The organism is Paraburkholderia sp. 32, assembly GCF_050435345.1.
Taxonomy (GTDB): Bacteria; Pseudomonadota; Gammaproteobacteria; order Burkholderiales; family Burkholderiaceae; genus Paraburkholderia; species Paraburkholderia tuberum.
Genome location: NZ_JBNDKD010000001.1, coordinates 2,124,782 through 2,140,536, shown reverse-complemented (window position 1 = coordinate 2,140,536; position 15,755 = coordinate 2,124,782). Strand labels below are relative to the sequence as shown.

General features: G+C 64.5%; 17 protein-coding genes and 1 riboswitch. Of the genes, 6 read left to right on the top strand and 11 right to left on the bottom strand.

From position 1 onward, the window contains the following. Positions 1 to 10 precede the first annotated feature (10 nt). Entirely contained in the window at positions 11 to 2,224 is a 2,214-nt protein-coding gene (locus OKW26_RS09990) for a TonB-dependent receptor (RefSeq protein ID WP_429353489.1), read from the bottom strand. A gap of 274 nt (positions 2,225 to 2,498) precedes the next feature. Next, a riboswitch (cobalamin riboswitch) is annotated at positions 2,499 to 2,657 on the bottom strand. Between the two features lie 72 nt (positions 2,658 to 2,729). On the opposite strand from OKW26_RS09990, the gene OKW26_RS09985 reads away from it, so the two are divergent. From OKW26_RS09985 to hisI, 6 genes are all read left to right on the top strand, one after another. Continuing rightward, the gene (locus tag OKW26_RS09985) at positions 2,730 to 3,230 is read left to right on the top strand and encodes an SET domain-containing protein (RefSeq protein ID WP_429353488.1); all 501 of its coding nucleotides are present in this window, start codon (positions 2,730 to 2,732) and stop codon (positions 3,228 to 3,230) included. Further along, on the top strand, positions 3,227 to 3,892 hold the full coding sequence (locus OKW26_RS09980) for a PIG-L deacetylase family protein (protein WP_429353487.1): 666 nt from the start codon (positions 3,227 to 3,229) through the stop codon (positions 3,890 to 3,892). The genes OKW26_RS09985 and OKW26_RS09980 overlap by 4 nt, the downstream gene beginning before the upstream one ends. Then, complete coding sequence (locus OKW26_RS09975; RefSeq protein WP_429353486.1) at positions 3,861 to 4,130, top strand: hypothetical protein; 270 nt, start codon at positions 3,861 to 3,863, stop codon at positions 4,128 to 4,130. Before OKW26_RS09980 ends, OKW26_RS09975 begins: the two co-directional genes overlap by 32 nt. Before the next feature lie 41 nt (positions 4,131 to 4,171). Beyond that, positions 4,172 to 4,699, top strand: a complete 528-nt coding sequence (locus tag OKW26_RS09970) for a Fur family transcriptional regulator (RefSeq protein ID WP_429353485.1) — start codon at positions 4,172 to 4,174, stop codon at positions 4,697 to 4,699. Positions 4,700 to 4,817: 118 nt separating this feature from the next. Further along, positions 4,818 to 5,042 (top strand): hypothetical protein, encoded by a 225-nt coding sequence (locus tag OKW26_RS09965; protein WP_429353484.1) that lies wholly within the window; start codon positions 4,818 to 4,820, stop codon positions 5,040 to 5,042. Positions 5,043 to 5,103: 61 nt separating this feature from the next. Further along, the gene (gene hisI, locus OKW26_RS09960; protein WP_429353483.1) at positions 5,104 to 5,571 is read left to right on the top strand and encodes a phosphoribosyl-AMP cyclohydrolase; all 468 of its coding nucleotides are present in this window, start codon (positions 5,104 to 5,106) and stop codon (positions 5,569 to 5,571) included. 13 nt (positions 5,572 to 5,584) lie between these two features. Here hisI and OKW26_RS09955 read toward each other — a convergent pair whose 3' ends face one another. The 10 genes from OKW26_RS09955 to OKW26_RS09910 all read right to left on the bottom strand — a co-directional run bounded on the left by OKW26_RS09955 (position 5,585) and on the right by OKW26_RS09910 (position 15,754). Further along, a complete protein-coding gene (locus OKW26_RS09955) occupies positions 5,585 to 6,949 on the bottom strand; it encodes a dihydroorotase (RefSeq protein ID WP_429353482.1) in 1,365 nt (454 codons plus the stop codon). Beyond that, entirely contained in the window at positions 6,943 to 7,515 is a 573-nt protein-coding gene (locus OKW26_RS09950) for a 6-pyruvoyl trahydropterin synthase family protein (RefSeq protein WP_429353481.1), read from the bottom strand. Before OKW26_RS09950 ends, OKW26_RS09955 begins: the two co-directional genes overlap by 7 nt. 16 nt (positions 7,516 to 7,531) lie before the next feature. Then, positions 7,532 to 8,092 carry a carbonate dehydratase gene (locus tag OKW26_RS09945; protein ID WP_187610324.1) on the bottom strand — a complete coding sequence of 187 codons (561 nt, stop codon included), beginning with the start codon at positions 8,090 to 8,092 and terminating at the stop codon, positions 7,532 to 7,534. Beyond that, positions 8,089 to 9,501, bottom strand: a complete 1,413-nt coding sequence (cysS, locus tag OKW26_RS09940) for a cysteine--tRNA ligase (RefSeq protein WP_429353480.1) — start codon at positions 9,499 to 9,501, stop codon at positions 8,089 to 8,091. The genes OKW26_RS09945 and cysS overlap by 4 nt, the downstream gene beginning before the upstream one ends. After that, positions 9,498 to 10,676, bottom strand: coding sequence for a GTP-binding protein (locus OKW26_RS09935; RefSeq protein WP_429354206.1), 1,179 nt, complete (start codon positions 10,674 to 10,676; stop codon positions 9,498 to 9,500). The genes cysS and OKW26_RS09935 overlap by 4 nt, the downstream gene beginning before the upstream one ends. Positions 10,677 to 10,810: 134 nt before the next feature. Next, entirely contained in the window at positions 10,811 to 12,031 is a 1,221-nt protein-coding gene (zigA, locus tag OKW26_RS09930) for a zinc metallochaperone GTPase ZigA (protein ID WP_429353479.1), read from the bottom strand. A gap of 671 nt (positions 12,032 to 12,702) precedes the next feature. Further along, positions 12,703 to 13,152, bottom strand: coding sequence for a transcriptional repressor (locus OKW26_RS09925; RefSeq protein ID WP_429354205.1), 450 nt, complete (start codon positions 13,150 to 13,152; stop codon positions 12,703 to 12,705). Between the two features lie 58 nt (positions 13,153 to 13,210). Beyond that, on the bottom strand, positions 13,211 to 14,032 hold the full coding sequence (locus OKW26_RS09920; protein WP_429354204.1) for a metal ABC transporter permease: 822 nt from the start codon (positions 14,030 to 14,032) through the stop codon (positions 13,211 to 13,213). A 2-nt stretch (positions 14,033 to 14,034) separates the two neighbouring features. Further along, positions 14,035 to 14,877: a metal ABC transporter permease gene (locus OKW26_RS09915; RefSeq protein ID WP_429353478.1), complete on the bottom strand. Its 843-nt coding sequence runs from the start codon at positions 14,875 to 14,877 to the stop codon at positions 14,035 to 14,037. A 55-nt stretch (positions 14,878 to 14,932) separates the two neighbouring features. Then, positions 14,933 to 15,754 carry a metal ABC transporter ATP-binding protein gene (locus OKW26_RS09910; RefSeq protein ID WP_429353477.1) on the bottom strand — a complete coding sequence of 274 codons (822 nt, stop codon included), beginning with the start codon at positions 15,752 to 15,754 and terminating at the stop codon, positions 14,933 to 14,935. Position 15,755 lies beyond the last annotated feature (1 nt).

The following is a 15,755-nucleotide window of genomic DNA, read 5'->3' as shown; positions in this document are numbered from 1 at the left end:
ATCAATGAGGCTAGAAAGTCATCGTCGCGGTGACCCACCCCGAGCGCGGCGCGCCGAGCAGCCATTCGGTGCCGTCGTTCTGCGTGGAGACCGCATAGGTCCGGTTGGTCAGGTTGCGCAGATAGAGCGCGAGCGTCAGGTTGCGCGTTGCGCGCCACGACGCGGACGCATCGACCAGTGTGTACGACGGAATCGACACGCTGTTCGCGTTGTCGCCGAAGCGCCGTCCGACATACTGCACCCCGGCTCCCGCGCGCCAGCCAGGCGCGAACGCCCAGTCGAGCCACACGTTCGCGGTCTGCTCGGGGATGTTGTAGGGCACGTTGCCCGCGCGCGACACGCTCTGACCATCGACCGCCTCGTCGAAATCGTCGTACCGCGCGCGCAGCAGCGCCGCGTTCGCCTCGACCGACCAGCCGCCGCCCAGCCGCAGCGCGCCCGACCATTCGACGCCGCGCGACGACTGCCGGCCGACCTGCTCGCTCAGATCCGGGTTCAGCGGATCGGTGCTCACGAGGTTGCGCTTCACGATCTGGTACACCGCGAAGGTCCAGGAGCCGCGGCCGCCCAGCACTTCCTGCTTGATACCCGCCTCCCACTGCTGACCGGTCGACAGCGTGAACTGACTGTTCGATTGCGACAGCGTAATCAGCGAACTGACGCCGTCGGTGCCGGTGGTGTACTGTCCATACACGGACAGCGTCGGCGTAAGCGCGAACACAAGGCCCGTGCGCCATCCGGTATGGGCGAACGTCCTGTCGAACGACGCCGCCGCAGTCGTGGCAGTCGCGAACGTGTCGCGATGGAAGTCGATATGGTCGTAACGCAGGCCACTCACCCACGCGAGCCGGTCGGTCAGCTCGAACCGGTCCTCTGCAAAAAGGGACGCCTGATGCGTGACGGTGCGAAACGCGGGCACGGTCGGATCGGGACTGTCGAACACGCCCGGATCGAAACCGGATGCCGGCACGATCGACGAGCCGCCGTATGGTGAATTGCTTGTATCGACAAACGAGATCACATTGAAGTCCGCGCCGACGACCAGCCGGTTCTGATGGCCCCATGCATGCCCGTCGATCGTCGCGTCGAGCTGGTCACCGATCTGCCGCTGATGATGGAGGATCTCGATGTAATCACTGCGCAACACATCGCCATCCGGCTGCAGGGCGTAGCTCTCGCTATCGTGCCAGTGGCGGTTGGTCAGCAAATAATAGAGCTGGTTGCGCACCGTGATGCCAGGCATGGCGTGCCACTTCGCGTTCAGCCGCGTCCACTGGTCGTAATAGGAGATCGCGGAATCGGCGACGTTGTAGTTCTGGTACCGGAACGCCGGATTGAGCGCACCGTCGAGCACCGGAATGCCGAAATAGCGCGCGGGCTTCTGGCGCCCGTAGTCGTAGTCGAGTGTGAATGACAAGGTCGGATCGACGTCGAGGCGCAATGCGCCGCCGAGCGCCGTGGTATGCGAATCGCCGCGCGGTACCCAGCCGTTCGAGCGGTCATCGCTCACGTAAAAGCGGTATGACAGCATGGGCCCGAGCGCGCCCGTCGTATCGAGCGCCACGCGCTTCTCGCCATAGGCGCCCGCGCCGAGCTGGACCGTGGTCGCGTAGTCGCGCTGCGGCGCCTTCGGCACGACGTTGATCACGCCGCCGATGCCACCCTCGCCATAGAGCACCGACGCCGGACCGCGCAGCACCTCGATCCGGTCGACCGACCACGTATCGAACGGAAAGGTCACCGTGCCTGCGCCAGGATACATGCGCGTGCCGTCATAGAGCGTCGTGATCGACTCCGGCCCGCTGAAGCCGCGCACCGAGACCGACGTGCCGCCATTGCCGGGTGCCGCGTCGGTGGCAAAGCCGGCCGCACGCGTAATGGCCTCGTTGACCGTGGTGTCGCCGCGCACCTGAATCTGCTCACCGGTGAGCGTCTCGACGCTCGCCGGCGTATCGAGGCTCGACAGTCCAAGCCGGCTGCCGGTACGGATCGGCGTGCTCAGGTCCGGTGTATCCGTATGGCCCGATGCCTGGACCTTAACAGCCGGCAGCGTCTGTGCCGGCTCCTGCGCAGATTGCTTGCTCTCTGCGGCCGGGCCGCTGCCGTCATCAGCAAACGCGGACGACGCGCCGATCAGCCACGCGCAGCCGAGCATCCCCGCTGTGAGCTGACGTCTGCGGCGTCGCTGCGCTCGCGACGGCGAAAGGATCGAGGTTTTCTTCATTGTCCTGCTCTCTTTTCTTTTTTCTCTGGCGCTACCGTATGCGGTGCGCCTGTTTTTTATGCGCTCGACACACGTGCCGATCCACCATGTCATCGACGCAGTGAAACGCCGCACGATTGCCGGAAACACGAACCAGGCATGCCGTGCTGACCGGCGACACTTACCGGGTCAACACAGACGACGGGAGAAAAAGAGGAAGCAACGGGCAGCCGATGCCCGGTGGACACTGAGGATGCAGGTCATGACGGTTCTCCTGGGGTTTCGCGCCCCATGACAGGTGAAGGAAGACAAGGCCCAGGTCTGACTCCCGGTTTCAGGAAACCGGTCACAGTGGCGCGACCGCGCTGGATTTGCACCAGCTTCTGGGTCATCGCGCCAGCGGTCGGATCGCCCGCGATTCCGGCAGAACGATACCTAACCCGCATCGTAAACGCAACATAGTTGCGATAGTTAGAAAGGGGAACGCTATACTTGAGTCTGCTTCACCGCATACATTCCTGCATTCATGCCCCGCCTGATCCAGATCCGACGCAGTCCCATCCATGGCAAGGGTGTCTTTGCCGTTGCCGACATTCCGCGCGGCATGCGCATCATCGAATACAGGGGGGCGCGCATTACCCACGCGGCAGCACGACGCCAGCATCCCGTCAACGCTGAAGACCCGTTTCACACCTTTCTGTTTGCGCTGGGTGACGGACGCTACTGCATTGATGCGGGCACCGGCGGGAACGCCGCCCGCTGGATCAATCATCGTTGCGCACCGAACTGCGAGGCGGTTGAAGACTACGACCGCCAGGGGATCCTGCGCGTGTACCTCCATGCGAAACGCCTGATCCACGCAGGCGAGGAACTGAGCTTCGACTACAGCCTTCAGTTCGATCATCCCGCCACTGACGAAGACCGTCGCAACTACCTGTGCCGCTGCCGCTCATGGAACTGCCGCCGTACGATGCTGGCGACGGTTGAGGTGGACGGCATCGCCACCCCCCGGAAACTTTGTCGATGAACAGGAGCGCAAACCGGGACCCTACACGAGCGCAGGTCATCACGTCGTACGTCGATACGTTCGCCGCACTGCTGGGCGAGCCGATACCCCTTCCGGACATCTCACAGAGCACAGCGACGCCGAGAAGCGTGGACCGCACGCGGCCGCTTGCGCTGATCGTTTCACCCCACCCCGATGATGAATGCCTGACCGGCGGACTTGCGCTCAGACTGCAGCAGGAAGCAGGCTTTGAGGTACTGAACATCGTCGCTACGCTAGGCAGTAACCCGGGCCGCCGCAGTGAACGATGGAACGAGCTGTGCCATGCCTGTACCCGGCTTGATTTTGCGCTGCTGGATCCAGCCTTCGACGGTCGCCAGCCGGTCACGCCGGCGCGACGCCGCGCCGACCCGGCAGGCTGGGCCCGTGACGTCGACCGCCTCGCTGCGCTGTTCGACGACTATCGGCCGCGCATCGTCTTCTGCCCGCACGAGCGTGATGGCTCTGCGACGCACATCGGTGTCCACTGGCTCGTATGTGACGCCCTGCAGCACCATACCCACGCCGTCTGGCTTGCGCAGAACAGAATTCTGGGGTACCCTGGAGCAGCCCAACACGCTCGTCGAACTCGACAGCTCAAGCGTCGTGACCATGATCGAGGCGCTGACCTTCCACCGTGGTGAAATTGCCCGCAACCCCTATCACCTGCGCCTGATGTCATGGCTCGCGGACAGCGTGCGACGCGGTGGCGAGGCTGTGTTCGGTGCCGGAATGCAACCGCCGTCCTTCGCCTTCGGCGCGTTGTACCGGCTCGAGCGCTGGGCAGGCGGCCGGCAGACGGCAGTCGGGCGTCCGATGGCCATCGCTGCGAAGGATGGCCTGCAACCGCTGTTCGACCAGGGCATGCCGCCAGGTCCATGACGACGACCATACGACACGCGTGGCCTTGCCCGCGCAGGACGATGTATCATTCCATTATTGGACAGTTGCATCCACGGTCATCCATGCCTACCCGCCACTCTCCGCGCAAACATCCACCACACGCTCCTACCGACTGGCCATCGCGCCTGCGCGAGGCGGGGCTGCGCTCCACTGCGCTTACCGTTGCCGTGCTCGAACGCCTGGAGGGCGCCGATCAGCCCCGTTCGCACGAAGAGCTCGCCCGCGATCTGGGCGCCGCTACAGGTGCGGGAAAAGTGGATCGCGTGACCCTCTACCGGATCCTCGACCGGCTGACTGCCGTTGGCCTGCTCACCCGAATCCAGGGATCTGACCGCGCCTGGCGCCATGCAATCGCAAAGCACGAGACCTCCACTGGTTATTTCGAGTGCGATCATTGCCACAACATTTCTGCGCTTCCGGAAGATCCGGAACTGGCCGGTGTGCTCGCCCGGATCGAGCGCAAGCTTAGCCGCCGCGGCGTTCATAGCACGAACTCTGCCGTCACGATTCACGGTACCTGCCACGACTGCTCGACCCACGGCGTGTGAGCACGCAGGATCATTGCACCTGATTCGGCGGGTCCGAAAGCAGGTTATTAACGCCACTTTGTTGCATTAATAACCAACCCTGCTACCATGGGGTTTTCTGCTGGCGCCCGCCGTACCCATGATCTCGCCGATTCCCCAGAGCTTCGATGACTGGCAGCACTGCATTGAGCACGAGTGCGGCATCACGCTGACACCGGCGTTCATCCAGGCACGGCTGGCCGTACTCGGCGACCCCGACAATGCCGGGACGCAGCGGTTTGCGCGGCTCTACGGCGAAGTGCACCTGCAACGGGTACTGGACTGGTTTGCTGCCGCGCTGGAAAACACGCCACTTCGGGCATGACGCATCGGGTGTGAACCAATTCCCTCGTCTGCTGACCGCCCCCCAGGAGAATCTTCCCATCATGACTGCGTCGCTTCAATTCGCTCCTCGCACATCCGTCACCGAAGTCGAGGAAGGTCGCTCGCTCTCGCCCAGATTTGGCCCTGATGGACTGATTCCCTGCGTCGTCAGTGATGCGGGCCGGGACGACGTCCCGATGGTCGGCTACATGAACCGGGAAGCCCTTGCGCGGACGATCGAGACCGGTATCGCCCACTACTGGAGCCGCAGCCGCCAGACGCTCTGGTCCAAGGGTGCGACGAGCGGACTGACCCAGCGCGTAGTCGAGATGCGCATCGACGACGACCAGGACGCGCTGTGGATCCGCGTCGAGGTGGCGGGCAGCGGCGCGAGTTGCCACGTCGGTTATCGCAGCTGTTTTTACCGCGCGGTCGACCTGCCCGAAGCAACCTTGCGGTTCACGGAAGGTGCGAAGACGTTTGACCCCGTCGCCGTGTACGGCGACGCGCCCAATCCCACGCAGCTCTGACAGCTTCCGGGCGTCATGCCGGCGTGATCGCCATCGCCCTGTCGAAGCGGACCGGCTGTCCCACCGGGTATCCCTGCACGGCGTCATCGCGCATCACCACATGGCCACGAATGATTGTGGCGACCGGCCACCCCGTCACCCGCATGCCATCGTAGGGCGTCCAGCCACAGACGCTTTCGATCCAGCGGTTCGTGATTTCGCGCCTTGCCTTGAGATCGACGAGCGTCAGGTCGGCGTCGTAGCCCACGTTGATGCGTCCCTTTTCCGCTATCCCGAACACCCGCGCCGGACCCGCGCTCGTCAGTTCCACCAGACGCTGCAGCGACAGCCGTCCCTCGCTGACGTGATCGAGCATGACCGGCAATAACGTCTGTACGCCCGGCATGCCGCTGGGTGACTGCGGGTACGGGCGGCCCTTCTCTTCCAGCGTATGCGGAGCGTGATCACTGCCCAGCGTGTCCACGCGCCCCTCCCGAAGCGCGCGCCACAGCGCCTCCCTGTGCCGGGCCTCACGGACCGGCGGGTTCATCTGCGCAAGCGTGCCCAACCGCTCATAACATTCGGGCGCACACAGGGTCAGGTGGTGCGGCAGTACCTCGACTGTCACCCGGCTGCGGTGCGACGCCAGCAACGCGATTTCTTCCGCCGTCGAAACGTGCAGGATATGCAGCGGCCGTCCTGTTTCGCGCGCCATGCCGACGATCCTGCGCGTCGCATTGAGCGCGCTATCCACGTCACGCCAGCGTGGATGGTCGCGCACGTCGCCCGATGCTTCTGCGATTAACCGGCGCTCGCGCAGTCTCGCCTCGTCCTCCGCATGCACGGCCACCCGCCGCCGGCCGTGCTCGAGGATGCGCCGTAGTACAACGTCGTCATCCGCGAGCAGATCGCCAAACGAGCTGCCCATAAAAACCTTGATGCCGGCGCAGCCCGGCAACGCTTCCAGGTAGCCCAGCTCACCAGCGTTGACGGACGAGCCACCGATGTAGAACGCGATATCACACCACGCGCGTCCTGACGCTGCCGCGATCTTCCGTTCGAGGTCGTCGCGGCGCAGCGTCAACGGACTGGTGTTGGGCATCTCGAAAACGGCCGTCACGCCACCGAGCACCGCGCCTCGCGTGCCCGCTTCGAGATTCTCCTTGTGCTCGAGGCCCGGTTCGCGGAAATGGACCTGTGAGTCGATCATGCCAGGCAGCACGTGCAGGCCGTGTGCATCCACGACCTGGTCAGCGCTCCAGCCGCCCGCGTCGATCGAAACGATCCGGCCGTCAACGCAGGCAATGTCCGCCTGCTCACTTCCTTCCAACCTGACCACGGTACCGCCGCGCACGAGCAGGTCGGCATGACGGCTGGCGGCGCCCTTCGACGTCAGCATGCCGGTGCGCACGCCACAGCGCTGGTCAGTTCATCCAGGATACCGGTCGTCGCCTCCCGGCGCACGGCATCCGAGAATCCGATCAGAGCGGGAGTGACCAGCCCCATGCGCGGATTGTAGGCATCGCGCCGGAAGCACTGTGCGTAGCCGGTCGCCGTCTCATGCACGATCACCGACTGGACCCTGACATCCGCCTCGCCGTTACGCATCGGCATCGCACGCATCACCACATCGACCAGCACGAAGAACACGCGCGAGAGCTGCTCCGCGCTGGGCGACACCGGCAGGGCAATCCAGCGCTGCGAATGGCTGCGGCACATCTCCATGTACGCCGGGTCGTCGCAGTTCCAGAACACGAGCGTATGGTCGAACGCGTCCACGATCTCCCGGACCTCCCCCTTGAGGAGGCCGAAGTCATAAACCATCTGGCCGTGATCGAGCGCATCGGCCTCGAGAATGATCTCCACGCGATAGGAATGGCCGTGGATCGACCATGCACAACGATGCGATGACGCATGCCGCACGACATGCGCACCTTCAAACGAAAACTGCTTGCGGATCAACATCAGTCATCCCCTACGGTCACAATTCGTTCGCGATGCGGCGGTATCCCTGAACGAGCCTCACATTGGTCTGCGCGACGTCCTCGGAGAACTCCGACGCACTGGCAGTCACCTTCGGAATCGTCGACAGGTCGGTGCCCGGCCCGATGCGCTGGGTCGACGGCACGTAAAAGCCTGCGGGAAGGTTGCAGCCGTCAACTACGGCATTGTGGCGGACCACACAGCCTTCACCGACGGTGCAGTTGAACAGCACACTGTTAAAGCCGATAAACACACGGTCGCCGACTTCGCAGGGACCATGCACAATCGCGCGGTGAGCGATCGATGTATGGCTGCCGACCGTTACCGCAGCGCCCGACTTCGAGTGGATCACAACGCCATCCTGGATGTTCGAGTGCGCGCCGATATGGATCGGTTCAATGCCGCCCTGCGCATCCGTCTCGTCGGCACGGATCACCGCGTATGGGCCGATGAATACATTCTCGCCGACGATGACCCGTCCGCACAGGATGGCGGTCGGATCAACAAACGCGCTTTCGTGGACCACAGGCAGGTCCCCACGTGGATTTTTGCGGATCATGCCAGGACCCCGTGACTTCGGTGCCAGACTGTCCCTTCCAGCGTGTCCTCGATCTGGATACCGGCGCGCAGCAGCTCGTCGCGCAGCGCATCGGCCTCCCCAAACGCGTACTGCCGGCGTGCCTCGGCGCGGCGGGCCACGATTGATTCCACCCACGCGTCGTCCGTGACGGATGTCGCGTCGATACGGCCGCGCAGTGCGACCAGTGCCTGAGCAGGATCCTGCTGCAACAGGCCGAGCAGTTGTGCGGACGCCAGCAGGCGCGCCTTCGCCCATTGCTGCGACGGTCCCTGGGAAGCCTGCTCAAGATCCTCCAGCAGCCGATACAGACGGGCGAGCGCGCGCGGTACGTTCAGGTCGTTCGAGAGGGCCGCCTCCACCTCGTTGTCGGGTCGGGTCCCCAGATGCGGAAGTCCCGACACGGCATCGAGCGCCATATAGGCCCGCTGCAGTGTCCGGCATGCCGCCTGTAGCCGCTGCACGCTCCAGTCGAGCGGATGACGGTAGTGGGTCGAAAGCAGCGCCAGCCTGACCGCCTCGCCGGGCGCGTGCGCGAGCAGATCGCGCACCAGCAGCACGTTGCCGAGCGACTTCGACATCTTCTGCCCGTCCACGGTGACGAAGCTGTTATGTACCCACATCCGGCAGTACGGCTCACCATCGTGCGCGCAGACGCCCTGCGCGATCTCGTTCTCGTGATGCGGGAAGATCAGGTCCTGGCCGCCACCGTGGACGTCGATGGTACGTCCCAGATGTCGCCCGATCATCGCTGAACATTCGATGTGCCATCCCGGGCGGCCGCGCCCCCATGGACTGTCCCAGCCAGAGATGTCGTCGGTCGAAGGTTTCCAGAGCACGAAGTCGAGCGGATCGCGCTTGTATGGCGCCACTTCCACCCGCGCCCCGGCAATCATGTCCTGGGTGCGGCGCCCCGACAGCCGGCCGTATGCCGGAAAGGATGGCACGTGGAACAGTACGTGTCCTTGCGCAACATACGCGTGATTCCGCTCGATCAGGGCACCGATGAGTTCGACGATGTCCGGGATATGCTCCGTCACCCGCGGTTCGATATCCGGTGGAAGGACGCCGAGCGACTGCATGTCCTGGTGGTATGCGTCGATATACCGCGACGTGACGTCACCGATCGGCACGCCCTCGCGGCGCGCCATTTCATTGATCCGGTCGTCGACATCGGTGAGGTTGCGCGCATAGAGCACGATCCGGCAACGTCGGCGCAGCAGACGGACGAGCACGTCAAACACGACGGCTGGCCGCGCGTTGCCGATGTGCGCGTAGTTGTACACGGTGGGACCGCACACGTACAGCGTGACCGCATCCGGCACGCCCGTCTGCAGCGGCTCCCTGCGGCGGGTCAGCGTGTTGTAGAGCGCAATGGGAGGCATCGTCATCCGGAATGCGCCTCCTGCGCACGGATCGCGCGCACCTCGCTGAACAGCCGGAAAGTGGATTCGACCGTTTCACGTTCGACCCCGCGGGTAATGAACACAATCCGCGAGCGGCGATCGTCACCCGGCCATGCATCGAGCGGCACTGGCGGATGGAACACGTGCTGCACGCCGTGAATGACGATCGGCCTGTCCTCGCCTTCCACGTTCAGGATCCCCTTGATGCGCAACATCGACGGGCCCATCAGCGACAGCAGCACGTCGAGCCAGTCGGTCAGCACCTGTTCCGGAATGGGGTCGTCGACCGTGAAGCAGAACGCGCGGATCTGGTCGTCGTGACGGTTGACGTCGTGCAAATGGTCACGATGGTCGTCGTGGCCGTGATGCGCCTGCGCCTCTCCATGGTCATGCTCCTCACCGGCATGACCATCATGCGCATGCTGTTCGTCATGGTCATGATCGTCGCCGTGACCCGCTTCTCCATGATGATGGCCGTGGTCGTCGGAACGATACTGCTCCTCGGCGAGCCAACGTTCGACGTCCGCGATCTTGCCGTCCGCCCTGAACAGGCCCAGCTCCAGTATCCGGCTCGCTGCCAGTTCGCCGTGACTGACGCGGATGACGCCAGCGGCCGGATTGATTGCATGCAGCCGGCCGGCGAGCCGTTCCAGCGCATCCACGTCCGCAAGATCCGTCTTCGTCACCAGCAGCCTGTCTGCCATCGCCGCCTGCTTGACCGCCTCGACGTGCGCGTCGAGTGTTGCTTCGCCGTTGCGGGCATCGATCGTCGCGACCAGTCCATCCAGCCGGTAGCGGTCCTTCAAGTCGCGGTGCGTCGCAAGCGTATGCACGATCGGCGCAGGATCGGCCAGTCCTGTCGTCTCGATCAAGACCCTGTTGAACTGCCGTTGGCCTTCGCGCGCGAACCGCCAGTGAATGTCCTTGAGCGTGCGGACCAGATCGCCGCGGATCGTGCAGCACAGGCAACCGCTGCTCATCTCCACCACGATATCCTCGCGGCCGTGGGCGACCAGCATGTGGTCGAGCCCGATTTCGCCGAACTCGTTGATGAGCACCAGCGCATCCGCCAATTCCGGCTGCTGCACCAGCCGGTTCAGTACCGTCGTCTTGCCGCTGCCGAGAAAACCCGTCAGCAGGGTTACCGGAATCAGGTCCATTGCGCCCTCCCCGTGTCGTTTGTCCAGCTTTCCGAAAGCCAGCGGTGGTGCCGGCTTACCGGCACGGGACCCGCGCCCGCGTCGCGGCGGGCGTTGCCCGCCACGCTGCGAACGGTGTGTCGCCGCGCGCGGGCTCATGCCGCGCCTTCTTCCTCGGGCACCCGGCCGCCCCACGCCGGGAACGGGTCGTCATACTGCGTCCACGCCTGCGGGCCTTCCGCCATTTCCGCATCGGCGAGCAGGCAGACATCCAGGCGTTGGCGCAGTGCCGGCTCGTCCATGTCGACACCGATCAGCACCAGTTCCTGGCGTGCATCGCCGACATTGGGCTCCCAGCTACGGTCGATGAGTTCGAGCGATTCGGGATCGGTCGGCCAGTGCGACTTCGGCACTGCAGCCCACCAGAGGCCCGCCATGCCGTGGCGACACACGGCGCCCGCCTGCGACCACGAGCCGGCGTGGGTCGGACGGCTCGCGAGCCAGAAGAACCCCTTTGAGCGCACGACGCCCGGCCATTCGCTGTTCACGAGATCCCAGAAACGCTTCGGATGCATCGGGCGGCGTGCGCGCCACACGAAGCTGCGGATGCCATACTCCTCGGTTTCGGGCGTGTGTTCGCCGCGCAGTTCCTGCAACCAGCCCGGCGCCTTCGAGGCCTCCTCGAACTCGAAGAGCTTCGTGTCCAGTACACGATCGAGCGGCACGCGACCGAATTCGGAGATTTCGGTCCGGGCCCGGGGATTCAGGCTGTGCAGGATCGCCATCAGGCGCTCGCGGTCCGCTTTGTCGATCAAATCGACCTTGTTAAGCACGATGACGTCGCAGAACTCGATCTGCTCGATCAGCAGGTCGACCACCGTGCGGTTGTCTTCATCGCCAAGCGATTCGCCGCGCGACTGCAGGCTGTCCTGCGAGCTGTAATCGCGCAGGAAGTTGAACGCATCGACGACCGTCACCATCGTGTCGAGCCGTGCGACGTCGGCGAGGCTTTGACCGCTTTCGTCCGCGAACGTGAACGTTTCCGCGACGGGCAGCGGCTCGGAGATGCCGGTCGATTCGATCACGAGCTGATCGAAGCGGCCCGCCTTCGCCAGGCGGTTGACCTCCAGCAGCAGGTCCTCCCGCAGCGTGCAGCAGATGCAACCGTTGCTCATTTCGACGAGCTTCTCGTCGGTGCGGGAGAGCTGCGCGCCACCGTCGCGCACCAGCGCCGCGTCGATGTTCACCTCGCTCATGTCGTTGACGATGACGGCCACGCGCCGCCCCTCGCGGTTGTTCAGGATGTGGTTCAGCAGTGTGGTCTTGCCCGCGCCGAGAAAGCCTGAAAGGACCGTGACCGGCAGTCGTGCATCCATGGAATGACTCCTTGTGTGTATCGGCGGATATTCAGGGGAGATCGATGGCGACCATCACGCGCACGCCCGTGCCGGGCGACATTGCCGGCGAGCGATGAATCGCCCCTGCGGGCCAGAACCTGGCCAGCGTCCGCCCTTCAGTAGTGCAATGGCCCGCGTGGGAATACATTGGAGCCCCGCTTCGTCGCGAATGAGGCCGGACGTCTGGCCGTCAGTTGCTCCCCCCTCCGCTGTCCATTGGGAACCCGTAATTCCGGACGCGGCGATCGCCTCAACATATCCGAGGGGCGCGGACTCGTCGGAGCGCAGTACAAACGCGAGGGCCTGGCCGGGATCCCGGATCGTGGAAAGTTCACGGACAAGCGTGCGCACCATCGCCGCAGGTTCCACAGCCGGATTTTCCGCTGTCGTCGATTTGTTCATGTCGATCGGGCCGCCTCGATTATCGCAACATAGTTGCAATATACCAGTTAAAGCAACCTTGTTGCATCAGATCGAAAGTCGGTGAGCAGCTCCTCGCCGATAGCACCTGTCACCCTGCGCGACGCGGCGCGGTCACCCCGCAGAGGGCACGGATGCTGGACGTACAACAGGACCTCGCAGAGCGTCGATCCTGCGGGGTTGCACCGCCATTCCTTGCGAAGACGGGGGCGGCGCAATCCCCAGACACGCTAAGAAGGACAGGTGCCGCAGACGACCCGTAACTCGACACACTCGCCATCCAGCCTGAAGCCAGCCCCCGTGATCCGCGACTCCAGTTGCGCGCTCATGCCCGCTTCCTGGACTTCCAACACTCTGCCGCAACGCGTGCAGACGGCCAGCGCATAACGTCCCTCGTGCGAGACATGACGACATGCGACATATCCGTTCACACTATCGAGCCGGTGAGCGAGTCCCTGCCCGATCAGGAAATCCAGCGTCCGATAGACCGTTGCCGGAGTAGGACTGCAGCGAACCTCCCGCATCCGCTCCAGCAGTTCATAGGCCGTGAAGAACCGGTTCTGCTGCAGAAGCAGCCTCAGCACGAGGGCACGCACGGGCGTGAACCGCACGCCCCGCGCTTCGCAGAACGAGCGAGCCCGTGCAAGCCGCACTTCGATCTCGGCCGCATCCGCCTGCATCACGCTCACGATCGACCTCTCCTGAAACGCACGCTGCTGCATCCCGGCCTTTGCCACGTCAGTTACGGACAACGGCCACCGTATGCGACCGCTGTCGGGTGCGCATACGCGTCCACAAGCGTCCGAAGCCATACCACGCGGCGCCGAGCCCGCCGACGAAGAAGCCCACCGGCCAGTCCGATATCCCGGACAGCGCGATCGCCGTCCACACGGTAACGACAGAGAGGCATACCGAGAGCAGTATCGCGGGCACGGGCCGGTCACTGAGCAGACGGGCAGCAGAAGCCGGTCCGATCATCAGGCTGAACACCAGCAGCGCGCCAACGACGGGAAGTGCCATGGCGGTCGCGAGCGCGAGGATGGCGAGGAAACATAGTTCCATGCGGCCGCACGCAACGCCTCTTGCCGTCGCAAGGTCGGATGAGAGCGAACTGAGCAGCAGTGGACGGAAATTCAATGAGATAAGTGCGACGACGACGATGCTGATCACCGCGACCGGCACGATATCGGCGCTGCTGACGCCCAGCACTTCGCCGAAGAGTAGCGAATAGACCGCCTGCGAGTACTCGGTCGTCATGCTCAGGAAAAGGGCCCCCAGACCGAGCAGCATCACGAGACTGAGGGCCGTCGCAACTTCGCGGCGGCCCTGTCGCCCGAGCCAGCTGACACCAATCACGCCGATGCTGGCGAACACGATCAGGCCGACAAGCGGATCAACGCCGACCAGACTCGCTGCGGCCGCGCCGGGGAAGGCGCCCAGCGGCAGCGTATGCGCGGCGAACGAGGCGCCCCGGATCACGACGAAGAAGCCAACGACTCCTGCGACGACCGCGACCAGGCTGGCGACGATCCATGTGTTGACCATGAAACTGGAGAACATGCTCACACGCTCTCCCCAACCGCGCGCGAACTGCCTGCACGCGCCGGCTTTCGCCCCACACTGCCAGCCGCGACGTACAGCACGAAAATGAGCGTAACCACGAAGAAACTGACCGGCCACCCGTGTCCGGGTGTCCAGTAATAACTCGCGTAAGCCAGGGCAACGCTGAGCCACGTAACACCGATACCGGTCAATGCAGCCACGGCGAGCGCGCGGGCCGGGCGGGCCGTCACCCGTAACGCAATGGCGGGCGGTCCGACCAGCAATGCGGTCGAAAGGATCGCGCCAACGGTCATCGCCGACAACGACACGGCCATCGCAAGCGTCAGCAGATACGCAAGCCCCGTCAGCCGGACACGAACGCCGCGCACAGCGGCCAGTTCTGGATCGAGCGACACAAGAAGCAGCGGCCGGTAAAGCACGGCGACGATCGCCAATGCGGCTGCCCCGACCGCCAGCGCGGGCAGGATGATCGATGGCGAAATCGCGAACATCGAGCCGAACATCACCGTCACCGCTGCACCGGTCGTGCTATGCGAGGTCACATCGAGATAGAGAAACAGCGCCGCGAAGCCCAGCCCCGCCCCCATCACCACGCCGGTGACGAGATCGCGCTCGCGTGCGCGGTGAACCTTCACCAGTTCCATAGCGCCCGCGGCGATTGCAGCCATGACCAGAAATCCGGTCAGCGGATTGATGCCGAGCAGGAACGACGCCGCGCCGCCCGCACTGCTCACGTCGGCCAGCGCGTGGCCGGCGAACGACTGCCCCCGCATGACGGTGAACACGCCGGTCACGGCCGACACCAGCGCCGCCCCGCCGCCCACGACGAGCGCGGTGCGCACGGGTTCGCTGGCGAAGAATCCGGCTGCGGCGACGGCTGTTATCAACATGGTCTACTCAGGGTATTTGCGACGCGTGAGCGGGATCCTGTCCGATCGCCGTGCGGATTTCGTCCTGACTACCGGCGGCGACGACCAGTATCCGGCCATGCACACGGACAACGTCGATGTGGTACCCGTACAAGCGGCTCAGGACCTCGGAGCGCACCACTTCGTCCGTCGATCCGCTGGCTGCGTGCCCATTCGCCAGGTACACGATCCGGTCCATGACCGGCAGCAGCGGATTCATGTCATGAGCCGAAAGCAGGACCGCAATGCGATGCTCGACGCACAGCCGGCGCAGCAGCGCGACGATCCCGGCCGCGCTGCGCATGTCGAGGTTCGCAAGCGGTTCGTCCAGCAGCAGCAGTTCCGGATCGCGCACGAGCGCATGGGCGATCAATACCCGCTGCTGCTGGCCGCCCGACAGCTCTCCGACACGCCGATCGGCAAAGCCTTCTGCTTCGACCGCCTTCAGCACCCTGTCCACCGTGTGCCGCTGTCTTCCGGAAAAGAGCGGCAGGCCCAGCCGGTGGCCGTCCAGTCCGAGCGAAACCACGTCCCGCGCGCGCAGGGGCAGGTACGGGTCGAGCAGGATCTTCTGGGGCACGTAGCCCACCAGAGCCTTCTTTCCTTCGCCGCTGATGCGGATACTGCCGGCGACAGTCGTCTGGAATCCGAGGATCGTCCGCAGAAGCGTCGTCTTGCCCGAGCCGTTCGAGCCGATCAGCCCGCAGAACTCACCGGCCCGCACACTGAAGCTCACGCTGTCGAGAACCGGGCGACCGGAGAACGATACGCACACGCCGTCAACGACCAGGACTTGCTCGCCCTCGCCCATG